This is a genomic window from Enhygromyxa salina (assembly GCF_000737335.2).
GTDB classification, from domain to species: domain Bacteria; phylum Myxococcota_A; class Polyangia; order Nannocystales; family Nannocystaceae; genus Plesiocystis; species Plesiocystis salina_C.
Map to the genome: position 1 here is coordinate 1 of NZ_JMCC02000008.1, position 22,960 is coordinate 22,960.

Consider the following 22,960-nt stretch of genomic DNA (forward strand, 5'->3'; position numbering starts at 1 on the left):
TGACGACCCGGGCCAGGGCTGCGTTCTGGGGGGCCGGGTCGTCGCAGGCGAGCTCGAGCGCGGCCGCGACCGCGTCGCGCTGCGCGTGCTCGACGAGATCCCACCAGACCGGCGGACGCATGCCAAGCTCGTCGAGCAGCGCGGTCGCCAAGCTGCGGATCGCGACGCTGCGAACCTCTGGGTGGTCGGCCGTGGCGTCGCGCAGCGCGGCCGCGAGGGTCAGCTCTGCCATGCCCTAAGACCCCAGCGACAGCAGCAGCTGCTCGAAGTTGAGGCGGACGTTGGGGTTGCGCGCCAGGTTGGTCTGAAACTGCTGAATGGTCTGCATGTGGCCAGCCATGCGTGGATCTGTCTGCAGCCGCGGCATCCCGCGCAGGCCCTCGCGGCCGAGCAGGAGCTCGCGCAGGTGCAGCAGCCACAGCTCTGCGAGGCGCCCGGCCATGGCCCGCTGGCGGGCGGGCGTGGCCTTGGAGTCGGACTTGCTGGACTTGGACTTCTTGGACTTCTTCTTGGGCTTGCGCTTGGACTTGACCACGATGACCTCGTCCTCGCCGTCGTCGCCCTCGTCTTGCTCGGCCGAGGGATCTGGGGTCGCGAGCACGGCGGTATTCCAGGCGGACCACAGCGGCGAGCGGTCGCCAGAGAACACGGCGGGCGGCCCGAGCTCGAGCGCCCGCAAGGTCGCGGCCAGCAGCTCGCGGGTGGGCTCGAGGCTGGGGTCGCGCAGCAGCTCCAGGGCCACGCCGGGGCTCCCATCGGCCAGCGAGATCGCCAGCTCGCGACGCGCGTCGTCGATCGCCTCGGCGCTTGGATCCCGCGCGAGCTCAGCGAGCACGACGGCGCGGGTGTCCGCGAGCGAGAGGCCCTCGAGCGGGATCGTCATGCAGCGGCTCAGGATCGTGTCGAGGATGTCGCTGCGGTTGGCGCCGATCAGCGTCCAGTAGACCCCGGCGCTGGGCTCCTCGATCGACTTGAGCATCGCCGCGGCCGCGCGCGGGTGCATGCGATCCGCCGGGTCGATGATGATGACGTGGGCGCGGGCCTCGAACGGCGCGTGCTGGCTTCGCAGCGCGACCTCGCGGGCGGGCTCCGCCGCGATCGTGTTGGTCTTGCCTTGGCCCTCGAGCCGGCGAAGATCGGTGTGCCGGCCGCTGAGCAGCCGGCGGCAGGCGTCACAGCTGCCGCAGCCGCGGGCCGGGGCCACGTCGCAGATCAGCGCGCAGGCGAGCCCGCGCGCGAGCGTGGCCTTGCCGATCCCGCGCGGACCACAGAACACCAGCCCGTGGTGCAGGCGCTGGCGCTCGATCGCCCGCGACAGCATGTCCGTGACCCGTGCGTGGCCGACGACGCCCGGGAACCCGTGGTCCTGACTCACCCGCGCAGCGTAGCGCAAGCCTGGTGCGGGTTGACAGCCGGGTGGCGTTTCGCGGCCGCTTGCGACGCAAAGCGCGGCCGGTCACACTTGAGCGCCAGCCGGCCGCGCCGGCCGCCCGAGACCCCGATGAGCAGCGAAGACGGCAAACCAGGCCTTTTCACCCGCATGCGCCGCGCGATCTCGTCGTCGGTCAACGACGCGATGGATTCGATCAGCGATCCAGGTCAGGAGCTCGCGCTGATGCTCGACGACCTCGGCGCCGAGATCAAACAAGCCGAGGCCGACCTCAAGCAAGCGGTGGTCGAGCGCAAAATGATGGAGCGCAAGATCGCCGAGCTCGACAAGAAGGAGCAAGGCTGGGTCGCGCGGGCGGAGCAGGCCGTCAAGCTCGGCGACGAGACCCTGGCTCGCGCCGCGCTCGAGCGCAAGGTGGAGATCGGGCAGGAGCGCAGGGACATGCAGACGGGCCTGGTCGAGCAGACCAAGCTGGTAGAGGACATGGGCGATCACATCGCCACATCCAAGGCCAAGCTCAAGTCGCTCAACCTCCGCCGCGGCACGCTCATGGCTCAGGCCCGCGCGGCCAAGGGGGGCGGCAGCTCGGCGGCTGGGGTCGGCATGGCTCAGACCTCGCGGATCGACGCGATCGAAGACAAGATCGCCCAGCTCGAGGCCTTCAACGACGTCCACGCCGAGACCTCGCAGGGGCGCGCCGAAGAGGCCCGAATCGACGCCGAGCTGCGCAAGCTCGAGGGCAGCAGCGAGCTCGACGACGAGCTCGCGGCGCTCAAGGCCAAGATCGCGGGGGAGCGGCCCAAGGCGCTCAACAAGGGCAAAGACTGATCGCCGCGGCCCTTCTAAACTCCCCGTGAGCCTGTCGCCGAGCACGTCCGTCGCCACGCCGCGCTGGCAGCTCGCCGCGCTGCTCGGCGCCGTCGCGCTGGTGTTGCTGGCCGCGTTCCCCTACTTCGAGCAGGTCCGCAACGCCAACGAGCTCCCGCGCTTGTTGCAGGCGATGAGCCTGGTCGAGCACGGCGAGTGGGCGATCGATGGGCCGAGTCGGCGCGGCATTCCAACGGGCCCCGACGTCGCGCGCAGCCCGATCGACGATCGGCTGTATCCCAACAAGCCACCGGGCGCGAGCGTGGTCGGGGCGGTGGCGTACGTCATCGCGCGGCTCGGCGCCGAGCCGCCGACGCTGCGCGAATTCACCTGGTGGGCGCGGCTGTTGGCCGGCGTCGTGCCCGTCCTGATCATCGTGGGCTTGGCTTGGGGGCGCCTGCGTCAGTCGTACTCGGCCCCGGTCAGCGCGGCCGCGATCTCGCTGTTCGTGTTTGGGACGCCGATGTTCGTGTACGCCCGGCTGTTCTACGGCCACGCGCTCGCGGCTTGTCTGTTGTATGCGGGGGTGTTGGCGCTCGAGCGTGGCGTCGAGCGAGGCTCCTCGCGCGTGGTCGGGGTGGGGGCCGTGCTCGCGTCGGCGGCGATCACCGTCGAGTATGGGGCCGCGTTCGCGGGGCTCCCGATCGCGCTCATGTTCGTGTGGCCGATCCTCCGCGATCGGCGGGTCCGCGCGGCGCGGCGCTCGGGCACCACGCTGGCGGCGATCGCCCTTGGCTGCGCGCTGGTCCCCGTGATCGCGCTGTCGATCTACCAGCGCGCAGCGTTTGGATCTGCGTGGGCAACCGGCTACCACCACGCGGCGGATCCAGGCTTCGCCCAGCTGCACGGCCAGGGTCTGCTCGGGCTCGGGGCGCCGCGCTGGTCCAACGTCCTCACGCATCTGCTCTCGCCCAACACCGGCCTGTTGGTGTGGTCGCCCTTGGTCGTGATCGCGTGCGTGGGCCTGGGCGCGCTCGCGTGGCGGCCGGGCCCGACGCGGCGCGAAGCCAGGCTGCACCTGGCGATCTTCGTCGTGGTCGTGTTCGTGGGGCTGGGGCTGTCGTTCGAAGGCGGGTGGCGGGTTGGACCGCGCTATCTCGTGGTCGCTCTGCCGATGCTGATCCTGGGCATCGCCGAGTACATCGCCTGGGGGCTCGAGCTCGACAGCGCGCGGCGGCGCGGCGTGGCGATCGGCCTGCTCGGCGCCGCGGCGAGCTGGTCGTTGATCGCCAATTCGCTCGCCGCCACCCTGTGGCCGCACCTGGATCCAACCAACATCGCCGAGCCCTTCGGCGCTGTATTGCTGCCCCTGTGGCGGGATGGCTTCGGCCCCTATGGCATCCCCACCTGGTTTCGCGGCGGTCTGACCTTCACGCTGGCCCTGCCGATCGCCGTGGGGCTGGGCGGGCTCGGATGGGCGCTGCTGCGCGGGCACGAGCGGCCACGCGCGGCCCTGTTGCTGAGCTTCGCGCTCGGGGCGGGGCTCGGCGCGCTGGTGCCAACGGTAGCGATTCCACGCTCGGTCCAGGCTCACCCCAAGACCGAGCGCAATCTGAACTACATCGAAAAGGTCTACGAGCCCCGGGTCCACGCCGGCAAGCGCACCCCGGGTCGCAGCAAGGACTTGGCCAGCCCTACTTGAACAGGTTGCCGCCCAGCGGATCGTCGCTGTCGCCGGGATCGATCTTTTCTTTGTCGTCACGCGAGGTGTCTTCGCGCTCGAACTTGGTCGGGATGAAGGTCAAGGCGATCGCCAGCTTGCCGTCTTGGGTCCACAGCGACTGGCGCTTGCGCACCGGGTACGTGTCTTTGTAGGGCGCGATGACGGCCATGCCGTCGCGCTCGTAGGCCAAGGTGACCTCGAGCTTCTTGTCGCCCTCTTCACCCGAGGCGTTGAGCGTGAGCGCGTGGTGGTGGTCGGCGCCGTCGAACTCGAAGCGCCACTCGTTGCCGAAGCTACGCATCTCGCCGCGATGCTTGACGACGGTGCCGTCTTCCATGCGCACTTCTATCTTGACGCGCGCGCCGTAGTCATAGGTCTGCTCTTCACTGTCTGATCCGTCTTCGCCGTTCTGTGCCGCCGCCTGAACCTGAGTGGGGGAGACCAGGGGCGCGACCAGAGCGAGCGGGAGGACCAGAGGAAGGACTCGTACGATCCGATCCAAGGTATTCACGGTCACCCATTTTACACATGGCACCCCGCGCATCAAGTCAAATGGCTAACCAATATGGCCCCCCAGTCAGTTTCCGATCAGGAACTGGATCAGGCGGCGCTTGAGCGCCCCGTCGTAGGGTGGGGCGACGAGGTGCATCAGGTTGGGTCGCAGCTGCCGGTACACGGCCTTTTGATGGCTGAACGTCAAGAACCCCTCGCGTGCGTGATACTGGCCCATGCCGCTGTGGCCGACGCCGCCGAAGGGCAGCTCGTCTTGGGCAAAGTGCACGGCGGTCGCGTTGATCGACAGCGCGCCCGAGACCACGCGCCGACCAAAGCGATCGATCGTCTTCGCCGACTCGCTGTACACGTAGGCCGCGAGCGGGCGTGGGTGGGCGTTGATGTAGTCGATCGCCTCGTCGAGATCTGTATAGGTCTTGATCGGCAGCAGCGGGCCGAAGATCTCGTCTTGCATGACGCGCATCGAGTCGTCGACGTCGAGCAGCAGCGTCAGCGGGATCTTGTTGGCCTCCGCGAAGCGCTCGGGCGACTCGTCACCGGGGTTGATCTCGAGCAGCGTGGCGCCCTTTTCCCGGGCGTCTTCGAGGTAGCCCAGCAGCCGCTCGCGATGGCGCGCGTTGATGATCGCCGTGTACTCGCTGTTGTCCGCCAGCCGCGGGTACATGCTCGCGGCCTGGGTGCGGATCTGCTGGACGACGTCGTCGACCTTCGAGCTGTGGACCAGCAGGTAGTCCGGCGCGATGCAGGTCTGGCCGGCGTTGTAGAGCTTGCCCAGCAGCAGCGAGCCTACCCCTGCGCCAAATTTGGCGTCGCGGTCGATCAGCGCGGGCGACTTGCCGCCGAGCTCGAGGGTCACGGGCACCAGGTGTTCGCTCGCGGCCCGCATGACCAGCCGACCAATGCTGGTTGAGCCGGTGAACAACAGGTGATCGAAGGCCAGCGAAGAGAACGCCTGGGCGACCTCGACCCCGCCCGTGCACACGGTGACGTGCTCGGGGGTGAAGCTCTTGGCGATCAGCTCGGCCAGCAGCGCCGAGGTCTTTGGCGTCAGCTCCGAGGGCTTGATCATCACGCGGTTGCCAGCCGCGAGCGCGGCCGCGAGCGGACCGAGCGACAGCGACACCGGGTAGTTCCAGGGCGCGATCACACCGATCACGCCAAGCGGCACGTACTCGACCCGCGCCAGCGACGGCCAGGTGGCCCAGTGGGTGCTGCGTCGGCTTGGTCGCATCCAGCTGCGCAGGCACTTGATCGCGTGGCGAATGCTGAACACGGTCGGCATGATCTCGACCCGCAGCGTCTCGTCGGTCGAGCGGCCGGCTCCGTCGGCTCCGTCGGCTCCAAAGTCGACGGCGATCGCTGCGGCGATCCGATCTTGATTGTCCAGCACCAGGCGCAGCAGCAGCTCGAGGTGATGACGCCGCACCCGGTAGCCCGGCGGGCCCTCGTTCATGAAGGCGGCGCGCTGCAGCTCGAGGGTCGAGTTCAGCTGCTCGGCGGTGATCGACGGTGGGGACTCGCGGCGCAGTGCTTGCACGGACATGGGACCTCTGACGGCGGCTGACGGGCCAGCGCCGCGATGGTGGCACGGACCCAAGGTCGACGCAAAACGGTGTTCGGCGGGCGCAGCGGCGAGTTCAGTCGGCGGGCCGCGCGAGCGCTGCCGAAGGCCGGCGACGTGTCGAGTCACCCGGCGGACCCCCAACGGTGGCCTCGCCGTCTTCGCCGGCGATGCACCCGATCGAGATAGGGGTGCCAGCGCCGCTGATCAGTGGCGGATTCCTCAACCGTGGCCCCACGCGTCGGTATTTATGCGCGGACAATCATGCTCGCCGCACCGATCCAGGCACGACCCCCATTCGGCTCGGACCGCGGACCACTCCCGGCGAGCGCGGCCCCGTTCGGATCAAACCTCGGCCGACACACCTACGACGTGTTCGCTGGCGGCATCGTCGAGTGGCGGCAGGTCGATCTGCCCGAGGGCGCCGTCGAAGTCCTGCGCGGGGCGAGGAACCTCGCCTCGTCGGACTTCTGGACCACGTGCCGGTCGCAGTGGGACGGGGGAGAGTTCCTGCCAAACTGCTTCTACGAGGGCTTCGCGGCGTGCATGGTGTTTGCGAGCGAGGAGCAGGCCTGCGGCGACGATTCGGGCACAGGCACGGGTGAGGACCCGCCGATCGAGGAGCTACCCGAGTGGCCCGATGGTGGCCAGTACTCGGGGCCGTGCAACTCGATAGGGGAGTGCGCCGGGTTTGGAGGGGGACAGGCAGTGACCTGCGTCGGCGAGACTCGGACCTGCACGACGGGCTGCTTTGACGCGTCCGAGTGCGACCCTGCCCCAAACGGCGACGCCGTACCCGTGTGCGTCGATGGAGCGATCGGTGCCTGCCATCTCGACTGCTCGGGGGGCCAGACTTGCCCGAGCGGGATGTCCTGCACCGCGGGACTGTGCGGCTGGCCCTGATTCGTCGGTCGCGCGCTCGTCACCCTAACCAGGTCGTCCTCTGTTGTTGCGGATGACCAGCTGAGGTCCTAAGCAAGCCGACGCATACGCACGCGCTCGAGGGTCACCCCGAGACTCAAGCCAAGCCCCAGGCACGCGAGCGTCAGCGCCCACGATCGATCACGCTTGGGCGCAGGCGGCTCGGGACGCGGTCGCAGCCACACGTGGATCTGATTGGGCGCCAGCTCCGGAACGATCGCCCCGGCCAGCTCGGCGACCTCGGCCTCGAGTTGTTCAACGGAGGCGTCGGTGTGGGCAGGGGGCTGCGCGACCACGACCGCGCTGCCGTGCTCGGCTCGCAGCTCGAGATCCACGTGAACGGGGCCAAACTCCAACAGCTCGAGCGCGGTCGTGAGCTCGCCAGCGAGCGCCAACTCGCGACGGATACGCTCGCCCTCGCGGGTGGGAACCAGGCTCGCATCGGCGAACAGGCTGCGCTTGTCGGCCCGGCGTCGCTCCTGGACCGGGCGGGCCGGCGCCTCACAGCCAACGCTGAGAACCACCAGCGCAGTCATCAAGGTCCAGCTGCAGATCCTAGTGACGCGGCACACGGACGCAGCTTCGAGCAGATGCCGCGCATCACCAAGAAACCGACCAACCCGAGCCGAAACCATTCACGACGAAGGCATCCACTCTTGGGCGCGGGCCCGCTTGGCCAGTCGCGCCAGCAGCTTGGCGTGGCGCCGCGAGATCGTGGCGATGCTGGTCCCGAGCCGCTCGGCGAGCTCCTGCATCGTGGTGTCCTTCGTGTACAGGCCCTCGATGATCAGCCGCTCGTCCGGCTCGAGCTCGCTGACGAGGCTCCACATCCGGGCGCGCGCGTCGGCGTCGAGCAGCAGCTGCTCGGGATCTGGATCTTCGGCGGTGGCGGCCGCGTCGCCGAGGCTGATCGGCTCGGAGAGCCGGACCGAGATCACCGCCCGCCGGACCAACTCCCGGGCCGACTCGACCCGCTCCTCCAAGGTCTGACGCTGGCCGGCGGCTCGCTGTGCGTCTTGATCTTCGGCGGCTTGGGCCAGCAGCGCTTGCGTGGTGGCCAGTCGTCGCAGCGCCCGCTGCTTCTTGCGGCGACCGGGCGTGCGCTTGCGGATCTCGTCGATCATGGCCCCGTGGACCCGGTAGTTGGCGAAGGTCGCGAAGCTGGCCGGGCTCGATGGGTCGTAGCGCATCGCCGAGCGAACCAACGCCTCATTGCCAATGCTCTCGAGCTCTTCGACGCTCATGACGCCGACGCTGTGAGACACACGCCGCGCGATCGTCTGGACGAGGGCGGCGTGGCGCTCGACCCTCGCGGCCTGCTCGTCGTTCAACGGCGGGCTCATGCGGGGCTCCTAGCCTTGGTAGCGGGTCTGGGTCTCGCGCAGGTGCTTGCGCAACGCCCACTTTTGCTCGTCCGTGATGTCATGGAAGCGCACGCCCATGTCGCGCTCGGTGGCCCGCACGACCACCCCGCCGACGGGGATGCTCGCGTTGCTTGTCTGAAAGTCGAGGACCAGCTGCAGCTCGCGACCTTCTGGCTCCCAGGCCGGCGCGGCGAACCGGCAGCCGCCCAGCGAGATGTCGTCGAGGGGATGCGCGAGCATGACCTCGTCACCGATGACATCGGCGCTCACGTTGAGCCGCAGGCGAGGGTGGACGCGGGCCTCGTCACTCACGCCGCCATGATAACCGTCCTGCGCGCGAGTGACATGCGCTCATGACGCGATGACGACCTGACCCACAACGCCCGCTCGAATGTCAGTTCGTCAAACCAAGAACCTGACGCCAGTACTGGAACTGCTTGAAAATGCAATGTTTTTCGGGGGACCATGCTGGTCGCTTGCTTGCAGCAGCGCGGGATGGCAGTCCGGCTTCGGCCCACCCGACCCCCGACACGATGTCAGCTCCCGCGCACGTTCGTCCCCGCACCCCCGTGACCTCGCCGGTTCACGAGGTTGATTGTCCTACTCGTTCCCGTCGTGTCGCATCGGTGTTCGCGATGTTGATGGCGCTCTCGCCAGCCGTTCCGGTCGCGGCCACGGTCACGGCAACCGTGATGCTCGGGGGCTGCAAGGGGTCGCCCACGATCCCCGGCACCGAGGTCCCCGACACCAAAGACAACCGGCAGATCATCGCCGTGCTCGAGCGCTACCGGACCGCGTTCGTCTCACGCGACGCAGCGGCGGTGCTCTCGACCGCGCACCCAACCTACTACGATCACGCGGGGACCGACGATCCCAGCGACGACACCACCTACAACGAGCTGGGGTCGATCCTGCGTCGGCGGCTGTCGCAGCTCGATTCGATCCGGTTCACGATCGACTACCTCGAGGTCCAAGGTGTCGGCGATCGAGCGGTCGTTCGGGTCTGGATCGACGCGAGCTTCCGCTTCAAGCCCTTGCTCGACTCGTTCGGTGAGGCCCGCGCGTCGCCAACCTTCGCCCGGGTCATGGATCACTCGGAGTTCGAGCTGGTCCGCGAAGGCGACAACTGGCTGATCGTCCGCGGGCTCTGAGCGCAACCGCAAGCGCACCTTTGCAGCTGACGGATGCCGGGTCCCAGCGTCGGGCGTCCCGACCCTCTCGCTCGCGCAGTTCGCCGCGGTGTTGCGGGCGGGCAACCACACGCTCGAGCGCGCGCTCACGGATCCGCGGGTGTTCGACGGGATCGGCAGCGCCTACTCCGACGAGATCCTGCACGCGGCGAAGCTCGTCGGCCCGCTCGAGATCTACCGCGAGCGCGCCAACGGTACGCTGGACCTCGAGCGTGAGTCGCTGCACATCTGCGACGGCAGCGGGCGCATCTGCGGCGTCGAGACCTGGCCGGGGGCTGATCATCTGGAGCTGCCGCTTCGCCGGTCCTTGGGCGGGCGATCCTCCCAACCGAGGTCAGCGACCCTACCAACGGGCCGGTTTGGCAACGGAAATTTGGCATCTCTGCCGCAATTTTTTGCCAGCTTCAAAAAGGGATCCGTGCGACAAGGTGCCGACACCTACCCTTGCAAGGACATCATCACATGCTTCAAAACGGACGACGAACCCTCGGATTGATTTGCCTGACCACCTCATGGCTGACCGCGTGCGGTGACCCCTGCCTCGACGACGGTCGCGGCAAAGCCGGAGCCGTGTGTGACAACCAGACGGGTGCCGACGACTCGGGCACTGCCGAAGAGACCGCAACCGGCGCAGAGATGGAAGAGACCGCCGAGGCAGAGGCGGAAGAGACCGCCGAGGCAGAGGCGGAAGAGACCGCCGAGGAAGGCGAAGGGGCGACCTGGTGTGAGGACACCGACGCAGACGGCTTTGGCGATCCCGACAACTGCACGGAGGTACCCGTGGGCGAGGAGCCCCCGGCCGGCACCGTGCCCGAGGACATGGCCACCGACTGCGACGACGCCGATCCCAACACCTTCCCCGGTGCGGCCGAGCTCGACGATCCGATCGACGCTTGCATGACCGACGCCGACAATGACGGCTGGGGCGATGACATGCCGAGCTCGCCGGAAGCCGTGCCCGGCCACGACTGCGACGACAGCAACATCTTCACCTTCCCGGGTGCGGCCGAGCTCGACGACCCCATGGCCTGCATGCAGGACGAAGATGAAGACGGCTACGGCGAGCAGATGCCGTCAGAGGGCATCGCGGCCGGCTCGGATTGCAATGACGGCGACATCGAGGTCTTTATGTGCACGCTGTGGTGCGCCGACAACGACAGCGACGGCAAGGGTGATGAGGACATGTGCATCGGCGTGCCGCCGGGCGAGCTGCCGCCCGAGTTCTACGTTGATAACGACGACGACTGCGACGACACGAACCCCTTCATCTTCGTTGGCGCGGCCGATCTAGACGATCCCGACGCCTGCATGCTCGACGCCGACGACGACGGCTGGGGCGACGACTTCGCAGGCGAGATGCCCCCGGAGGGCGTCGTTGTCGGGCGCGACTGTGACGACGGCAACGAGATGCGGGTCGTGTGCGTCGACACGTCACCGTCGTGCGCCGACACCAACCTCGGCATGGGCACGCAGCTCGACGCCATGGCCTGGGGCGGCGACGGCAACTACACGTGGCTGTGGGACCACGAGATGACCCTCGACGACGCGATGAGCCCCAGCCCGATCGCGCAGCCGACGGAGATCACCACCTACACGGCGACGGCGACCGACGGCTCGGGCAACGTGGGCAGTGACCAGATCACCGTGCACCTGATCGATCGCCCGTGGGTGCTCGGTGGCATGGACGCCGAGTGCATGGCCGTCGGCTTCCTCGGCGCACCGGCACCGCACTCGTTCTCCAACATGAACACCACGACGTGCACGGACGCCAACTCCGATGCGACCGCCTACGTGTGCCCGACGGTGCACGAGAACGCGCGCATCACCGGCACGATGATCGTCAACCCGCCGGTCGACGACGACGACTACATCGGCTTCGTGTGGGGCTGGCAGAACTCCGACCAGTACTACATGCTGCAATGGAAGCAGGCCTATCAGTTCATCTTCGGCTGCGACAGCCCGGCTGGTATCACGGTCAAGCGCTTCAATCGCGTGGATCCCTACTCGCCAACCGACTTCGCCTGCATCACCGACACGGCCAACCAGACCGTGCTGATGCCCCCCGAGGAGACGACCATGCAAGGCTGGGTCCACGGCGTGACCTACGGGGTCGAAGTGCTCTACGCCAACGACCAAACCGAGATCACGATCACCGACACCGACAACAACTTGGTCATCGCCAACTTCGTCGTGATGGACGACACCTACCCCTCCGGCAAGTTCGGCACCTACGACTTCTCGCAGGTCCGCGCTTGCAACGGACCCTGGAACTCGACCTGCCTCTGATGCATTCACCCTACCCGGGTGAATGAGACATCCGATGCGGGGTCGCGGGGGGGCGTGAACGTCACGCCCCCCCGTACTCGTCGTGCTAAAGAAGAACGATTTTGACGACCTCGACGTCTCCGACGATGGCGTCGGCGATGTCTTGCTCGAGGGTCGCCTCTACAGCGGCATCGCATTCGAGCGGTACGAGTCGGGGGGGCTCCTTGCACTTGCTGGCTTTGATCAGGGCCGCAAGTATGGTGTTTGGCGAAAATGGTACCCGAGCGGCAAGCTGGAGTCCGAGAGGTTCTTCAACTGCGGCAACAACGGCCCCTGGCGTGAGTGGGACGAACGCGGGTTGCTGCGGGTGGATGATTACTGGGAGTGCGGTGTACTCGTTCGCAGGCGACGCTACGGGGAAGGCGGCGCCCTCGTCGAGACCTACGATCTTTCCCCAGACAGCACAGAGCACAAGCGACTCTTGCGGGCGCGTACCCGCATGACATGGAAGGTCGTCGACATCGATGTCGAGACCTGGCAGTTCGTCGAGCACCCGCCTGGCTGGGGGCTCGACGAGACCGCGGGGTGAGCAGCTCGAGTCGACGGCCCAGACCGACTGCGGCGCCAGCTACGAGGCGGCGCAAGCTGCCTGCATGAACCCCTGAGCGGGCCACCTGATCGGGCCACCTAATCAGGCCACCTAATCAGGCCACCTAATCAGGCCACCTAATCAGGCCACCTAATCAGGTTAGTCAGGCCAGCTGATCCGGGGGCGTCCACCAGCCCTTGGGATCGCGCGCGGCTTGGCCAAACACGACCTCGCCCGCGCCCTCGACTTGCTCGACGCGGTCGCGCCCGCGCGCGCTGATTAGCCCGCGCTCGTACAGCACCCGCGCGGCCGCGCCTGCGCTGGGGTAGCCCAGCACGCGATCATCGTAGCCCAGCACCCGGCGACCGTCGGGCTCGCGCACCAAGTTGATGTGGATGCCCAGCACGCGCTCGTGGACGGGGAGCTGCTCGGCGAGGGCGGCGACGTCCCGCGCGTAGTGCTGAAGGACCCCAAGCTTCACCTGGGTCGCGACGAGCTTGTCCCCGCGCAGCCGGCCCGCGCAGATGTCTGCGAACATGCAGTAGATCAACGCGTCGCGCTCGGCGTCGTCGCCGAACATGTAGATCTTTGTGCGCTCGGGGAACGCCTGGGCGAGCAGCAGCAGCGCGCCCAGCTTGAACGCGGTGTGCTCACGCAGGCTGCCAAACTCGCGCCGCCGAAACACCTCGAGCTGATCTTTGTAGGTGATCCCGTCAAACTCGACGCCGTCGATCAGCATCTTGCGCTCGATCGCCTTGCGGATGAACGGCGGGCTGGCCGTAATGAAGAACAGGGGCCGGTGCGCGCGGTCGCTGGGGCCCCCGCGCAAGGCGTGCAAGAGCGCGGTCGTGCCGGGCAGCGCCCGCTTGTCGACGGCGAACTCGAAGGGGATCTTGAGCATGCCCTTGACCTGCGAGATGCGGGTGTCGAGCCAGGTCTTGTCGATGTCCCAGATGAACGCGGGGCCGTCGTAGTCGCTTGGCAAGGTCCGCTGCAGCTTGCGGACCATGGGGAAGGGCGCACGGATCAGCTCATACTCGGGGGCCTCTCGATCAGCCATGGGGACCCCGCGATACGGATCCGGTGCCGGGCGCCGACCCGGTCGCCGCGCGGACCAGCGAGGGATCGATGTCGTCCTGGACCGCGGCGTTCATGAGCTCGGACAGCGCGGCGCGAGGATCGAGGCCCTCGTGCACGACCCGATAGACCCCATGCATGAGCGGCGAGCGGATGTTCAATTCGCAGGTCAGCTCAAACGCGATCTGGCTGGCCTTGACGCCCTCGGCGACCATGCCCAGCGAGTCGATTGCTTCGGTGAGGCTCATGCCGCGGGCCAGCGCCGCGCCGACCCGGTGGTTGCGGCTGATCGGGCTGGCGCAGGTGACCATGAGATCGCCGATCCCCGCGAGCCCAGAGAAGGTCATGGGATCGGCCCCGAGCGCGACGGAGAGCCGGGCGATCTCGGACAGCCCACGGGTGATGAGCAGGCTCTTGGCGTTCTCGCCCAGCTGCATCTGCGTGGCCATGCCGGCCGCGATCGCGATGATGTTCTTGAGCGTGCCGCCAAGCTCGACGCCGATCACGTCGGTGTTGCCGTACACGCGCAGCTGCTTGCTCTTGAGGTGATCGCGGGCGAGCTCGATGACCCGAGGAAAGCGCGAGGCGACCACGGTCCCGGCCGGCTTGCCCTCGATCATCTCGCGGGCGATGTTGGGGCCCGAGAGCACCCCGATCCGGCGCAGGCAGGTCTCTTCCAGCATGATCTGGGTCATGCGCTTGTGGCTGCCAAGCTCGAGCCCCTTGGTTGCGTGCACGGCGAGCTGCGAGGGATCGACGAGCTCACCGAGCTGCTCGCACACGCTGCGAAACGCCTGCGAAGGGATCACGATGAACATCAGCGGGACCCCACGCACGGCCTCTGCGAGGCTCGAGGTCGCTTCGATGTTGTGGGACAGGTGGACCCCCTCGAGGCCCGAGATGTAGCGGGAGTTGCGACGCAGCTGGTTGATCTCGTTGGCGAGCTCGGGCTTGCGCGCCCACAGCTTGACCCGGAACCCGTTTTGGCCAATCAGGTGGGCGACGGTGGTGCCCCAATTGCCGGCCCCCAACACCGAGACTTGGGCCGTTTGTTCGTCAGACATGTCGTGCTCCCCCCGGGCTGGCGAAGCTCGCGAGCGCAGGCGCGTCGCGGAGCCCGTAGCCATCGAGGCGGTTGCGATAGTAGAACAGCAGCTTGGCGTCGCATACGTGCAAGCGCACACCACGACGCTCGACGACGGGCTTGGGGTGGTAGGTGCCGAAGCTGCGCAAGGCGGCGCGCAGCAGCACCGCGACGTCGTCATTGGTGATCGCTTCGGTGATTACGCTGCTCAGGCGGATCTGGCCGGCGGCGCTGCGCTGCTCGAGCTGCTCGAGCAGCGCCTCGATCTCTTCTTCGACCTCCGGCAGCGCCAAGCTCTGCTCGGACCGACCCGAGCCGATTGACGACAACAGCCGGTACAGATCCACCCCTGGCTGGGCCCGACGCAGGAGCTCGAAGCAGGCGAACGCGAGCACATGGGTTGGGTGGATTACGTTCTGCCGCGAGAACTCGGTCAAGATCCGCTGCTCGAGCTCGCGGGTGTACTCGGCGTCGCGGGCCGGATCTTCAACGACCTCGCCGTTGACCTGAAGGTAGCCGCGCGCCGAGATCTGCCGGCCCTTGGGATCGAGCGAGTTGCCCTGGGCGTCGACGGGGTTCCCGAACGGATCCAGGGCCTGGCCAAACCGAATGTGAATCTTGAGATCGAGGGCGAAAATTCCCCGCAAGAAGTCGAGCCAGCGCTCCCACCGGGAGAACTCGTCGTCGACGATGATGTAGCGAGACTTGCCGACCTCGGCCAGCCAGTCTTCGATCAGGGTCGAGGCCTCGAGCACCAGCGGATACGAGATCGTGCACGGGACCACGTAGATGTCGGGGTTTGGCTTGCCCCGCATCAGGTTGTTTCGGTAGGCAGAGACCGAGCAGCCGAGCAGGCCCTTCTTGAGCCCACGCTCGATCGCCCCAGACCGGCTGCGGCTGCCGCCTGGAAAGAACAGGTTGTCCTGCCCGAACTCGAGCGAGACGGCGGTGAACGCCTTGAGGGTCCGCTTGTACAGCGGGTCGCGCTTGCGTCGGTCGACCGTGTAGGCCCCGAGGTTGTGCATGAACTTGCCGACGATCGGGTTGCGAAACAGGCTGAGCCCGGCCCCGTAGGTCAGCGGCGGCAGGCCGAGCTCGTGGACGGCGAACCCGATCAAGAGCGAGTCGAGGTTGGAGCTGTGGGTGGGCGTGACGATCAGGGTGCCGCGCTCGCGCAGGGTCTCGAGGTTGGCGGTCTCGCCCTCGATGATCACGTGCTGATCGAGGCGGGGGATGGCCTCGCGGCCAAACAGGCGCCGCGGTGACAAGCCGGTGAGCAGCGCGCTGAGCATTGGCGGGGCGACCTTGGCCGCGAACTTGTACACGGTTGGCGAGAAGTTGCCGGCGATCTCGTGGGTGTAGCGATCCACGATCTGGACCAGCAGCCGGCGCTGCTCGAGCGGCGTCGCGTGCTGCATCTGGCGATGCACGTCCGCGTAGAACTGCTTGTCGGCGAGGGTCTCTTCGTCGGTGGGATCCTGGCCGCGCAGGCGCTCTTGTTCCCACCACAAGGTCTCGTCGAGGGTCTCGGCGAGCGAGCGGCTTCCGACCCGCGTGATCACGCGTTCGGACACCTCGGACACGAGCTTGGCGACCTCGTCGGCGCTGAGCATGAGCGGCGAGCATAGGACAGTTTGGCCAGCCCGCGCCGACAAACATCAGCGTCACAGCCACCGACGACGCTTGCGGCTCGCGCGATCTGCCACGGCTTTGGCCGCGAAGCTCAGGCCCGTCACGACCGCCGCCACGCCAACACCCACGATCAACCGGCTGATCGAGACGTCGCGCAGATCGACGTGAACCTGGCCGTGGCGGCCGGCGTGATCGCTCGCGTCGGCGGCGGGAGCCGGTCCGCCACTCCAGCGTGGCGGGGCCGCGCCGAACTGCGCGGCGGCGTGCCAGCGGGCGTGGTCGCGGTCGAACGCGAGGCGTCGCTGCTCGTCGAGCAGGACTTGCTTGGCCCGAGACAGCAGGATCATCCGCTCGTTGGCGGCTTGGTCGTTGGGGTTTTGATCGGCGTGATCGCGGACCATCCGGGCCCGGTAGGCCGCCTTGATCTCGGCGCTGCTGGCTCGCGGGTGGACCTCGAGCAGCTCGTAGTAGTCGACGAAGACCATGTTCGTCCGCGATTATAGCCCGCAGAGCGGGCCCGACACGGACGGGTCGGTTGGGTTGGCAACGTCGTTGAAAACTGGCATTGTCACCGCGTGAAACTAACTTTCCTGCCTGTGAAGCGTGCCGCGGCGTCGTTTGTTTGGGCAGGTCTGGCCGTCACCGGATGCGAGAGCCCGCCTGCTACGGTCGATGACGAGACCAGCGCCAGCAGTGAGAGCGGGGACGGGGATGGCGACGGAGATGGAGATGGAGATGGCGACGGCGACGGCGACGGAGACGGCGACGGCGACGGCGACGAGCCGGACCCCTGCGACGCGCCCGTCGCCGGCGACGTGTGCTTCAACAGCGGCGGCTTCTTGGATCTGGGCGCGCCGCCAACGACGGTGTTGATCGATCACATCGACGCGGATCCACAGCTCGATCTGGTGGTGTCGAGCGTCTCGGCGTCTGGTGTCCGTGTGGTGTTGGGGCTCGGGGGCGGCGAGTTCGTCCAGGATCCGGTGGTGAGCGGCGTCGGGTTGGGGGTGCGTGGCGTCGCCGCGGGCGACTTCGATCAGGACGACTTCACGGATCTCGGCTTCGTCAACGTGTTCACGCCAGCCGGGACCGGCGTCAGCTACGGCGACGGCACAGGCAGCTTTGGACCGACCCCGTTCGCGTCGACCGGCGCAACCCCACGCTCGATCGCGGTTGGGTTGATCGACGCTGACAGCTGGCTGGACATCGCGGTCGTCGACGAGTCTGGCGACACGGTCTACGTGCTGCTCAACGATGGCATGGGCGGGGTGCCGGTGAGCTCGACGGTGGCCGTGGGCGCCGAGCCCTACGACCTCGCGCTCGCGGATCTCGACGCCGACGGCGCGCTGGATCTCGTCACGGTCAACCGCACCGACTCCAGCGTGAGCGTGGTCTGGGGGGACGGCCTTGGCGGGTTCGCGCCGATCCAAGCGCACGACGTGGGGGCCGGCCCGCGCGGGATCGCGATCGCGGATCTCGACGGCGATCGGCTGCCGGATCTGCTCACCGCCGATCATGACAGCGACACGATCTCGACCCTTCGAAATCTTGGCGACCGCGGCTTCGCCCCTGCGCAGTCGTGGGCCGTGGGGCCCAACCCCTACGCGGTGCTCGCCGCCGACGTCAGCGGCGACGGCTGGCTCGACCTGATCAGCGCGGACTCGGGCGCCGACACGATCACCGTCTACCCGTCACTCGCGGGCGGGTACGGCTCGCCGATCGACTTCCATGTTGGGGACGCACCCTTCGATCTCGCGGCCGCGGACCTCGACGGCGACGGCCGCAGCGACCTCGCCGTGGCCGTGTTTGGCGCAGGCCACGTGGCCGTGATGTTGACGGGCGCAGGTTGAGTGGGGGCGGGCACTCGCGGTACATTCCGCGCATGCGAGCCCGGTTGATCGCTGGATCCGTGCTGACCTGCTGCCTCACGCTGCCTGCTGTCACGGCCTGTGATTCGGGCAAGGAAGCCAAGCGCGACGACCTCGAGGCCGCGGGCGCGGCGATGCTCGGCGCGGGCAACGACGACAAGAACAAAGAGGCCGACGCCAAGGCCGCCGAGGCGCGTCGCAAGGCATTCAAGGAGAAGGCCGAGCAAGAGGCGGCCGAGACCGCCAAGCTCGAGGAGATCGCCGCCCGGCTGGTCAAGGCGGGCGACAAGCCCTCGAAGAACCTCGAGGCGGCGTGCGACTCGCTGATCGTGATCTACGAAAAGTGGATCCAGGTCGTCTACTTTGACGACGATGGCGCGCAGCTCGACTTCTTCGATCACAAGAAGAAGAACCTCGGCGTGCAGATGGCCAAGTGCGCCAAGCTGCAGAGCGTCCCTGCGACCGACTGCATGATCGAGGTCATCGAGGGCGTGACGGCCGAGGACTTCACAGAGGCGGACGCCAAGCTGCTGCAAGCCCACCCGGACTACATGTTCGCCAAGTGCATCGCCCAGTTTGCGCCGGAGACCCTGGAGTAGTCGCTGGGCTTGCGCAGGCGAGGTCGTTCACGCACAGTCCCGCCAGCATGGTAGGCGGTGGGGCAGGCAAACGGGCGGGCAATCGGACGGACCCTCGGGCGGGCGATCGACAGGCGCTGTCCAACGTCGGCGGGCCGGTCGAGGCCCGCGGTGACATGGCGTTTCGATTCCCGCTGGTCGAGGCGCTGCGAGCCCAGGATCTCGACGAGCCCTCGGAGCTGATCCACGGCTTTCATGCCTACCCGGCGCGCATGCACCCCGCGGTCGCGCGCGTGCTGTTGCGCGAGCTCAGCGTCGGGCCCGGGTCGGAGGTGCTCGATCCCTTCTGCGGCAGCGGAACGGTCGCGGTCGAGGCGCTGATCAGTGGGTGGCGGGCGCTGGGCAGCGACCTCGATCCGCTGGCGCTGCGCCTGGCCAGGGTCAAGACGGAGCGGCGCGGGCCCAAGACCCGCGCCCGGTTCTTGGATCGGCTCGCGGCGATCGGCGCGGCCTCGTCGGCTCGGGTCCGCGACCGCGACGACGTGCAGGCCAAGATCTCCGCGGACGAGCGGCGCTGGTACGAGGTGCATGTGCTCAAGGAGCTCGCCGGTCTGCTCGAGGAGATCCGCAAAGTCGACGACGAGCGTGACCGGCTCGCGCTCGAGATGGTGTTCTCGGCGATCGTCGTGAAGTTCTCGCGGCAGCGATCCGAGACCGCGGCGCGCACCACTGACAAGCGCCTGCGCAAGGGCCTGGTCACCGAGTTCTTCGTGCGCAAGGGTGAAGAGCTCGCCGCCGCGTGGGCCGAGCTGTCGGCCGCGATCCCGCGCCCGCACCACCTGCCGCGCTTCGTGCTGTCGGACGCGCGCAGGTTGCCGCGCACGCTGGCCGGCGAGTATCGCTGCGATCTGGTGCTGACCTCGCCGCCCTACGGCGGGACCTACGACTACCTGCACCACCACGCGCGCCGCCACGCCTGGTTGGGGATCAGCCCCAAGAAGCTGCGCGAAAAAGAGATCGGCGCGCGCCGCTACCTGTCGCGCGGCAACGGCGGAGCAGGGTCACGCGCGCGCTGGGACGACGAAATGACCGCGGTGTTGGGATCCATCGCGGAGCTGTTGCGACCCGACGCGGTGGCCGTGCTGCTGGTTGGCGACGCGGAGCTGGGCGGTGAGCGAATCGCGGCCGACTCGCAGCTCGAGCGTCTGGCGCCAGCCGCCGAGCTCGAGTTTTTGGCCGCTGCATCGCAGCCCCGGCCCGATTGGCGCGGTGGCCCGCCGCGCCGCGAGCACCTGGTCGCGCTGCGACGGGTCGACTTTGCCGGCCCGCGCGGCTGATTTTAACGCAGTTGGCTGCCCACGGTGAAGCCGTCCTCGGCCGAGCTGAATACAGGTGAAGCCGTCCACGAATACGGTTCGCAAGCCGGTGAGAAGCGGTCCAGCCGCATGCCTCCGGCATTGTGCTACGGCTGGGTGTGACCACAGAGCCCACGCGGTGCGTTTTGCCCCAAGCACTTCACCCGCAAATGCGCGCTGCGGTCGCCCATTTGGTCGCGTGATGTGATAGCTCAGAGGAAGTCCCGGAGGCCCGTTGGACAGCGAAGAACTCAGGTGGACCGAGCCAAACGAGAAGGAGCCCGAGAGTGGCACGCTCGTTGGTGGCCAGATTTCGCCGGGCGAAGCTGACTTCGAACCGGGGGCGAAGCTCGGTCGCTACGTGGTCCTGGCGCACATGGGATCCGGCGGGATGGGGGTCGTCTACGGCGCTTATGATCCGCACCTCGATCGGCGGATCGCGCTCAAGCTGATGCACCAGCGCGGCGACGATCCGGCCCAGGCCGAGCGGGCGTCGCAGCGCATGTTGGCCGAGGCCAAGGCGATGGCCCAGCTCAACCACCCCAACGTCATCAGCGTGCACGACGTCGGCACGATCGACGGTCGGGTGTTCATTGCGATGGAGTTCGTCGAGGGCGTGCCCCTGTCCGAGTGGATGCGGGTGCCAGGGCGCACCTGGCAGGAGCTACTGGGTGCCTTCACCAAGGCCGGACGTGGTCTCGAGGCCGCCCACGCGGCTGGTTTGGTCCACCGCGACTTCAAGCCCGACAACGTATTGGTCGGCGCAGACGGCCGCGTACGGGTGCTGGACTTCGGGCTTGCCCGGCGCATCGACGGCAGCCGCGACCCAAGCGAACGCCGCGAGCGCGAGGCTGGCACGCCCGCGTACATGTCCCCCGAGCAGCACTTGGGCAAGCCCCTCGATCACCGCGCCGACCAGTTCTCGTTCTGCGTGGCGCTGTACGAAGCCCTCTACAGCGAGATGCCGTTCGCGGCCAAGACTCGGCTCGAGCTGGCGCTCGCTGTCACAGATGGGCGGGTCGGGCCGGCACCCAAGCGCGCCTCGGTGCCAAACTGGCTGCGCTGGGCGCTGCTGCGCGGGCTGGATCCCGATCCCGACGGACGCTGGGAGAACATGGGCCAGCTGCTCGCGGAGCTCGGTCGCGATCCCAGCCACAAGCTGCGCACGATCGTGCAGTGGTCGGTGGCGTCGGTCGCCGTGGTCGCGCTCATGATCACGGGGGTGGTGCTCGCCAACGCTGGGCGCACGGACCCGGTCGAGCCGGCGTCACGCTGCACCAGCGGCGCCGACGAGATCGCCAAGGTCTGGAACGAGGAGCGGGTCAACGGGGTGCGTGCGGCGTTTGCCAAGGTCGACGCCGCGTGGGCCCAAGAGATCGGGCCCGAGGTCGAGGCCAAGCTCGGCGCGTGGGCGCACGACTGGGCGGCCATGCATCGTGAGTCCTGCGAGGCGACCGACAACGGCTCGCAGTCGCCGTGGATGCTCGACAGGCGGAGCGTGTGTCTGAATCGCAAGCGGGCCGAGTTTGACGAACTCGTCGACGTCATCAGCGGTACCAAGGCCGAGACCCTCGCGCGCGCACGCGAGGCGGTGGTCGAGCTGCCGTCGCTGAGCAGCTGTGAGGCGGCCGCGATCGAGCTGGACGGGCCGTGGCCCGAAGGTGAGACGGCGACCGGCAGCGAAGATGAGCAGGCCGTGCTTCAGCTGCTCGATCGCGATCTCTACCGCGCGCACAGCCTCGAGATGACCGGGGCGTTCGACGAGGCCCTGCGCCTGGCCAAGACCTGCGTCGACAAGGCCCGCGAGCTCGAAGATCAGACCCGCCTGGCCACCGCGCTGCTGACCCAGGCCCAGATCGCGATGGCAACGGGCGGGCACGAGGCCGCGGCGCCGCTGCTCGAAGAGGCCGAGTTCGCGGCCGAGCGGGCCGGGGCCGATCGCCTGCGTGGCGGCATCCTGATCGCGCTCGCGCGGGTCGACGCCAAGGCCCGCGACGGTCGCTCCGCGAGCCGCCACATCCGCGAGGCGCGGGCCGTGTTGGATCGTGTGCACGGCACCGCGATCGAGTACGCGGAGCTCGACGGCGTCGAGGCGCTGGCCTCGGTCGCGGATGGCCAGCTCGATCGAGCCGAGCAGCAAATTCGGGCCGCGATCGAGAGCATCTCGGCCGCCGAGGCAGAGCCCGACGCGCTGCCGCCGATCGAGCTCGCCCAGCTGCACGCCACGCTTGGCGTGATCTTGCGTGATCTTGGGCGCTACGCAGAGGCTCGGTCCGCGCTCGAGCACGCCCAGCAGCTGTGGATTGGCCGCTATGGTGAGCAGCACCCCAAGGTCGCCGCGGTCCGCTTCGAGCTTGCGACCATCGATGATCGGCAGGGCCGTCACGCCGACGCGGTCGCCGGCTACGAGGCGGCGCTGGTCGTGCTCGAGCAGGTGTTCGGCAGCGGCTCGCTCGACGTCGGCTACGCGAGCGCGGCGCTGGCCGTGAGCCTGGGTGAGCTCGGGCGCTATGAAGAGTCGCTGCGCCAGCATCAGCGCGCGCGGGCGATCTTTCGGGCCCAGGGGGATCGGGCGATGGTCAACCTGGCCAAGACGCTGGACGCAGAGGGGGTGGTCTACCTGCGCCGCGAACAGCACGACGAGGCGGTCAAGCTGCACGAGCAGGCCCTGAAGATCCTCGAGCGTGCGCGTGGGACTCGCGGCTTCGACGTCGCTGACCTCGCGCCGACACAGGTCCGCCTCGGCGAAGCTCTGATCGCGCTCGAGCGGTTCGAAGCCGCCCGCAAGCCGCTAGATGACGCGCTCGAGCTGTTGGTGTCGACCCAGCCGGCGCCAAGGCTCGAGCGCGAGCGCGAGCAGCTCGCCGCCGCGCGTCTGCTCGCCGCCAAGGCGTGGGCGAGCGGGGACGCGGCCAACGTCGAGCGTGCCCGTGAGCTGGCCAGCGCCGCGCGGGCGGACTATGTCGAGCTGCAGCGCGCCGACTCGGTCGCCGAGATCGACACCTGGCTCGGGTCTGAAGCGCTCGGCTCGGGTGGCGGCTGA

At 68.2% G+C, this 22,960-nt stretch carries 21 protein-coding genes and 1 pseudogene; 11 read left to right on the top strand and 11 right to left on the bottom strand.

What is annotated here, in order from left to right; translation table 11 throughout:
- Together DB30_RS03640 and DB30_RS03645 are read right to left on the bottom strand one after the other, a co-directional pair.
- Nucleotides 1-232, bottom strand: a pseudogene (locus tag DB30_RS03640) (hypothetical protein); the annotation flags it as partial.
- Nucleotides 233-235: 3 nt separating this feature from the next.
- A complete protein-coding gene (locus tag DB30_RS03645; protein ID WP_052546570.1) occupies nt 236-1,375 on the bottom strand; it encodes a DNA polymerase III subunit in 1,140 nt (379 codons plus the stop codon).
- Between the two features lie 126 nt (nt 1,376-1,501).
- Here DB30_RS03645 and DB30_RS03650 point away from each other — a divergent pair, with 126 nt between their 5' ends.
- Both DB30_RS03650 and DB30_RS03655 read left to right on the top strand, forming a co-directional pair.
- A complete protein-coding gene (locus tag DB30_RS03650) occupies nt 1,502-2,218 on the top strand; it encodes a PspA/IM30 family protein (RefSeq protein WP_052546571.1) in 717 nt (238 codons plus the stop codon).
- 25 nt (nt 2,219-2,243) lie between these two features.
- On the top strand, nt 2,244-3,899 hold the full coding sequence (locus tag DB30_RS03655; RefSeq protein WP_052546572.1) for a hypothetical protein: 1,656 nt from the start codon (nt 2,244-2,246) through the stop codon (nt 3,897-3,899).
- Here the strand turns inward: DB30_RS03655 and DB30_RS03660 are convergent.
- Nucleotides 3,892-4,431 (bottom strand): hypothetical protein, encoded by a 540-nt coding sequence (locus DB30_RS03660; protein WP_146657971.1) that lies wholly within the window; start codon nt 4,429-4,431, stop codon nt 3,892-3,894. The two genes, DB30_RS03655 and DB30_RS03660, sit on opposite strands and share 8 nt — an antisense overlap.
- A gap of 66 nt (nt 4,432-4,497) precedes the next feature.
- Nucleotides 4,498-5,976: a coniferyl aldehyde dehydrogenase gene (locus DB30_RS03665; protein ID WP_146657972.1), complete on the bottom strand. Its 1,479-nt coding sequence runs from the start codon at nt 5,974-5,976 to the stop codon at nt 4,498-4,500.
- Nucleotides 5,977-6,258: 282 nt separating this feature from the next.
- On the opposite strand from DB30_RS03665, the gene DB30_RS03670 reads away from it, so the two are divergent.
- A complete protein-coding gene (locus tag DB30_RS03670; protein WP_052546574.1) occupies nt 6,259-6,897 on the top strand; it encodes a hypothetical protein in 639 nt (212 codons plus the stop codon).
- A 68-nt stretch (nt 6,898-6,965) separates the two neighbouring features.
- Here DB30_RS03670 and DB30_RS03675 read toward each other — a convergent pair whose 3' ends face one another.
- From DB30_RS03675 to DB30_RS03685, 3 genes are all read right to left on the bottom strand, one after another.
- A complete protein-coding gene (locus tag DB30_RS03675; protein WP_165703614.1) occupies nt 6,966-7,487 on the bottom strand; it encodes a hypothetical protein in 522 nt (173 codons plus the stop codon).
- 63 nt (nt 7,488-7,550) lie between these two features.
- On the bottom strand, nt 7,551-8,258 hold the full coding sequence (locus DB30_RS03680; protein ID WP_052546576.1) for a sigma-70 family RNA polymerase sigma factor: 708 nt from the start codon (nt 8,256-8,258) through the stop codon (nt 7,551-7,553).
- Nucleotides 8,259-8,267: 9 nt separating this feature from the next.
- Complete coding sequence (locus DB30_RS03685) at nt 8,268-8,591, bottom strand: PilZ domain-containing protein (RefSeq protein ID WP_052546577.1); 324 nt, start codon at nt 8,589-8,591, stop codon at nt 8,268-8,270.
- A 314-nt stretch (nt 8,592-8,905) separates the two neighbouring features.
- On the opposite strand from DB30_RS03685, the gene DB30_RS03690 reads away from it, so the two are divergent.
- The 4 genes from DB30_RS03690 (at nt 8,906) to DB30_RS03705 (ending at nt 12,323) form a co-directional block, all read left to right on the top strand.
- Nucleotides 8,906-9,430: a nuclear transport factor 2 family protein gene (locus DB30_RS03690; RefSeq protein ID WP_052546578.1), complete on the top strand. Its 525-nt coding sequence runs from the start codon at nt 8,906-8,908 to the stop codon at nt 9,428-9,430.
- Nucleotides 9,431-9,518: 88 nt separating this feature from the next.
- Nucleotides 9,519-9,965 carry a hypothetical protein gene (locus DB30_RS42165; RefSeq protein WP_052546579.1) on the top strand — a complete coding sequence of 149 codons (447 nt, stop codon included), beginning with the start codon at nt 9,519-9,521 and terminating at the stop codon, nt 9,963-9,965.
- Nucleotides 9,962-11,755, top strand: a complete 1,794-nt coding sequence (locus DB30_RS03700; RefSeq protein WP_240480156.1) for a hypothetical protein — start codon at nt 9,962-9,964, stop codon at nt 11,753-11,755. Before DB30_RS42165 ends, DB30_RS03700 begins: the two co-directional genes overlap by 4 nt.
- 82 nt (nt 11,756-11,837) lie before the next feature.
- On the top strand, nt 11,838-12,323 hold the full coding sequence (locus DB30_RS03705; protein ID WP_052546581.1) for a toxin-antitoxin system YwqK family antitoxin: 486 nt from the start codon (nt 11,838-11,840) through the stop codon (nt 12,321-12,323).
- 163 nt (nt 12,324-12,486) lie between these two features.
- Here the strand turns inward: DB30_RS03705 and DB30_RS03710 are convergent, their stop codons facing one another.
- From DB30_RS03710 to DB30_RS03725, 4 genes are read right to left on the bottom strand one after another with little or no spacing between them, the layout of a single operon-like run.
- On the bottom strand, nt 12,487-13,383 hold the full coding sequence (locus tag DB30_RS03710; protein WP_052546582.1) for a phosphatase domain-containing protein: 897 nt from the start codon (nt 13,381-13,383) through the stop codon (nt 12,487-12,489).
- The gene (locus tag DB30_RS03715) at nt 13,376-14,464 is read right to left on the bottom strand and encodes an NAD(P)H-dependent glycerol-3-phosphate dehydrogenase (protein WP_052546583.1); all 1,089 of its coding nucleotides are present in this window, start codon (nt 14,462-14,464) and stop codon (nt 13,376-13,378) included. The genes DB30_RS03710 and DB30_RS03715 overlap by 8 nt, the downstream gene beginning before the upstream one ends.
- Nucleotides 14,457-16,097, bottom strand: coding sequence for a 1-acyl-sn-glycerol-3-phosphate acyltransferase (locus DB30_RS03720; protein WP_052546584.1), 1,641 nt, complete (start codon nt 16,095-16,097; stop codon nt 14,457-14,459). The genes DB30_RS03715 and DB30_RS03720 overlap by 8 nt, the downstream gene beginning before the upstream one ends.
- Nucleotides 16,098-16,148: 51 nt before the next feature.
- Nucleotides 16,149-16,601, bottom strand: coding sequence for a J domain-containing protein (locus DB30_RS03725; protein ID WP_052546585.1), 453 nt, complete (start codon nt 16,599-16,601; stop codon nt 16,149-16,151).
- A gap of 111 nt (nt 16,602-16,712) precedes the next feature.
- Between DB30_RS03725 and DB30_RS03730 the strand changes: the two genes are divergently transcribed.
- The 4 genes from DB30_RS03730 to DB30_RS03745 all read left to right on the top strand — a co-directional run bounded on the left by DB30_RS03730 (nt 16,713) and on the right by DB30_RS03745 (nt 22,960).
- Nucleotides 16,713-17,966, top strand: coding sequence for an FG-GAP repeat domain-containing protein (locus DB30_RS03730; RefSeq protein WP_052546586.1), 1,254 nt, complete (start codon nt 16,713-16,715; stop codon nt 17,964-17,966).
- 32 nt (nt 17,967-17,998) lie between these two features.
- Nucleotides 17,999-18,583 (top strand): hypothetical protein, encoded by a 585-nt coding sequence (locus DB30_RS03735; RefSeq protein ID WP_052546587.1) that lies wholly within the window; start codon nt 17,999-18,001, stop codon nt 18,581-18,583.
- Between the two features lie 155 nt (nt 18,584-18,738).
- Complete coding sequence (locus tag DB30_RS03740; protein WP_052546588.1) at nt 18,739-19,899, top strand: DNA methyltransferase; 1,161 nt, start codon at nt 18,739-18,741, stop codon at nt 19,897-19,899.
- A 253-nt stretch (nt 19,900-20,152) separates the two neighbouring features.
- Nucleotides 20,153-22,960 (top strand): serine/threonine-protein kinase, encoded by a 2,808-nt coding sequence (locus DB30_RS03745; RefSeq protein ID WP_052546589.1) that lies wholly within the window; start codon nt 20,153-20,155, stop codon nt 22,958-22,960.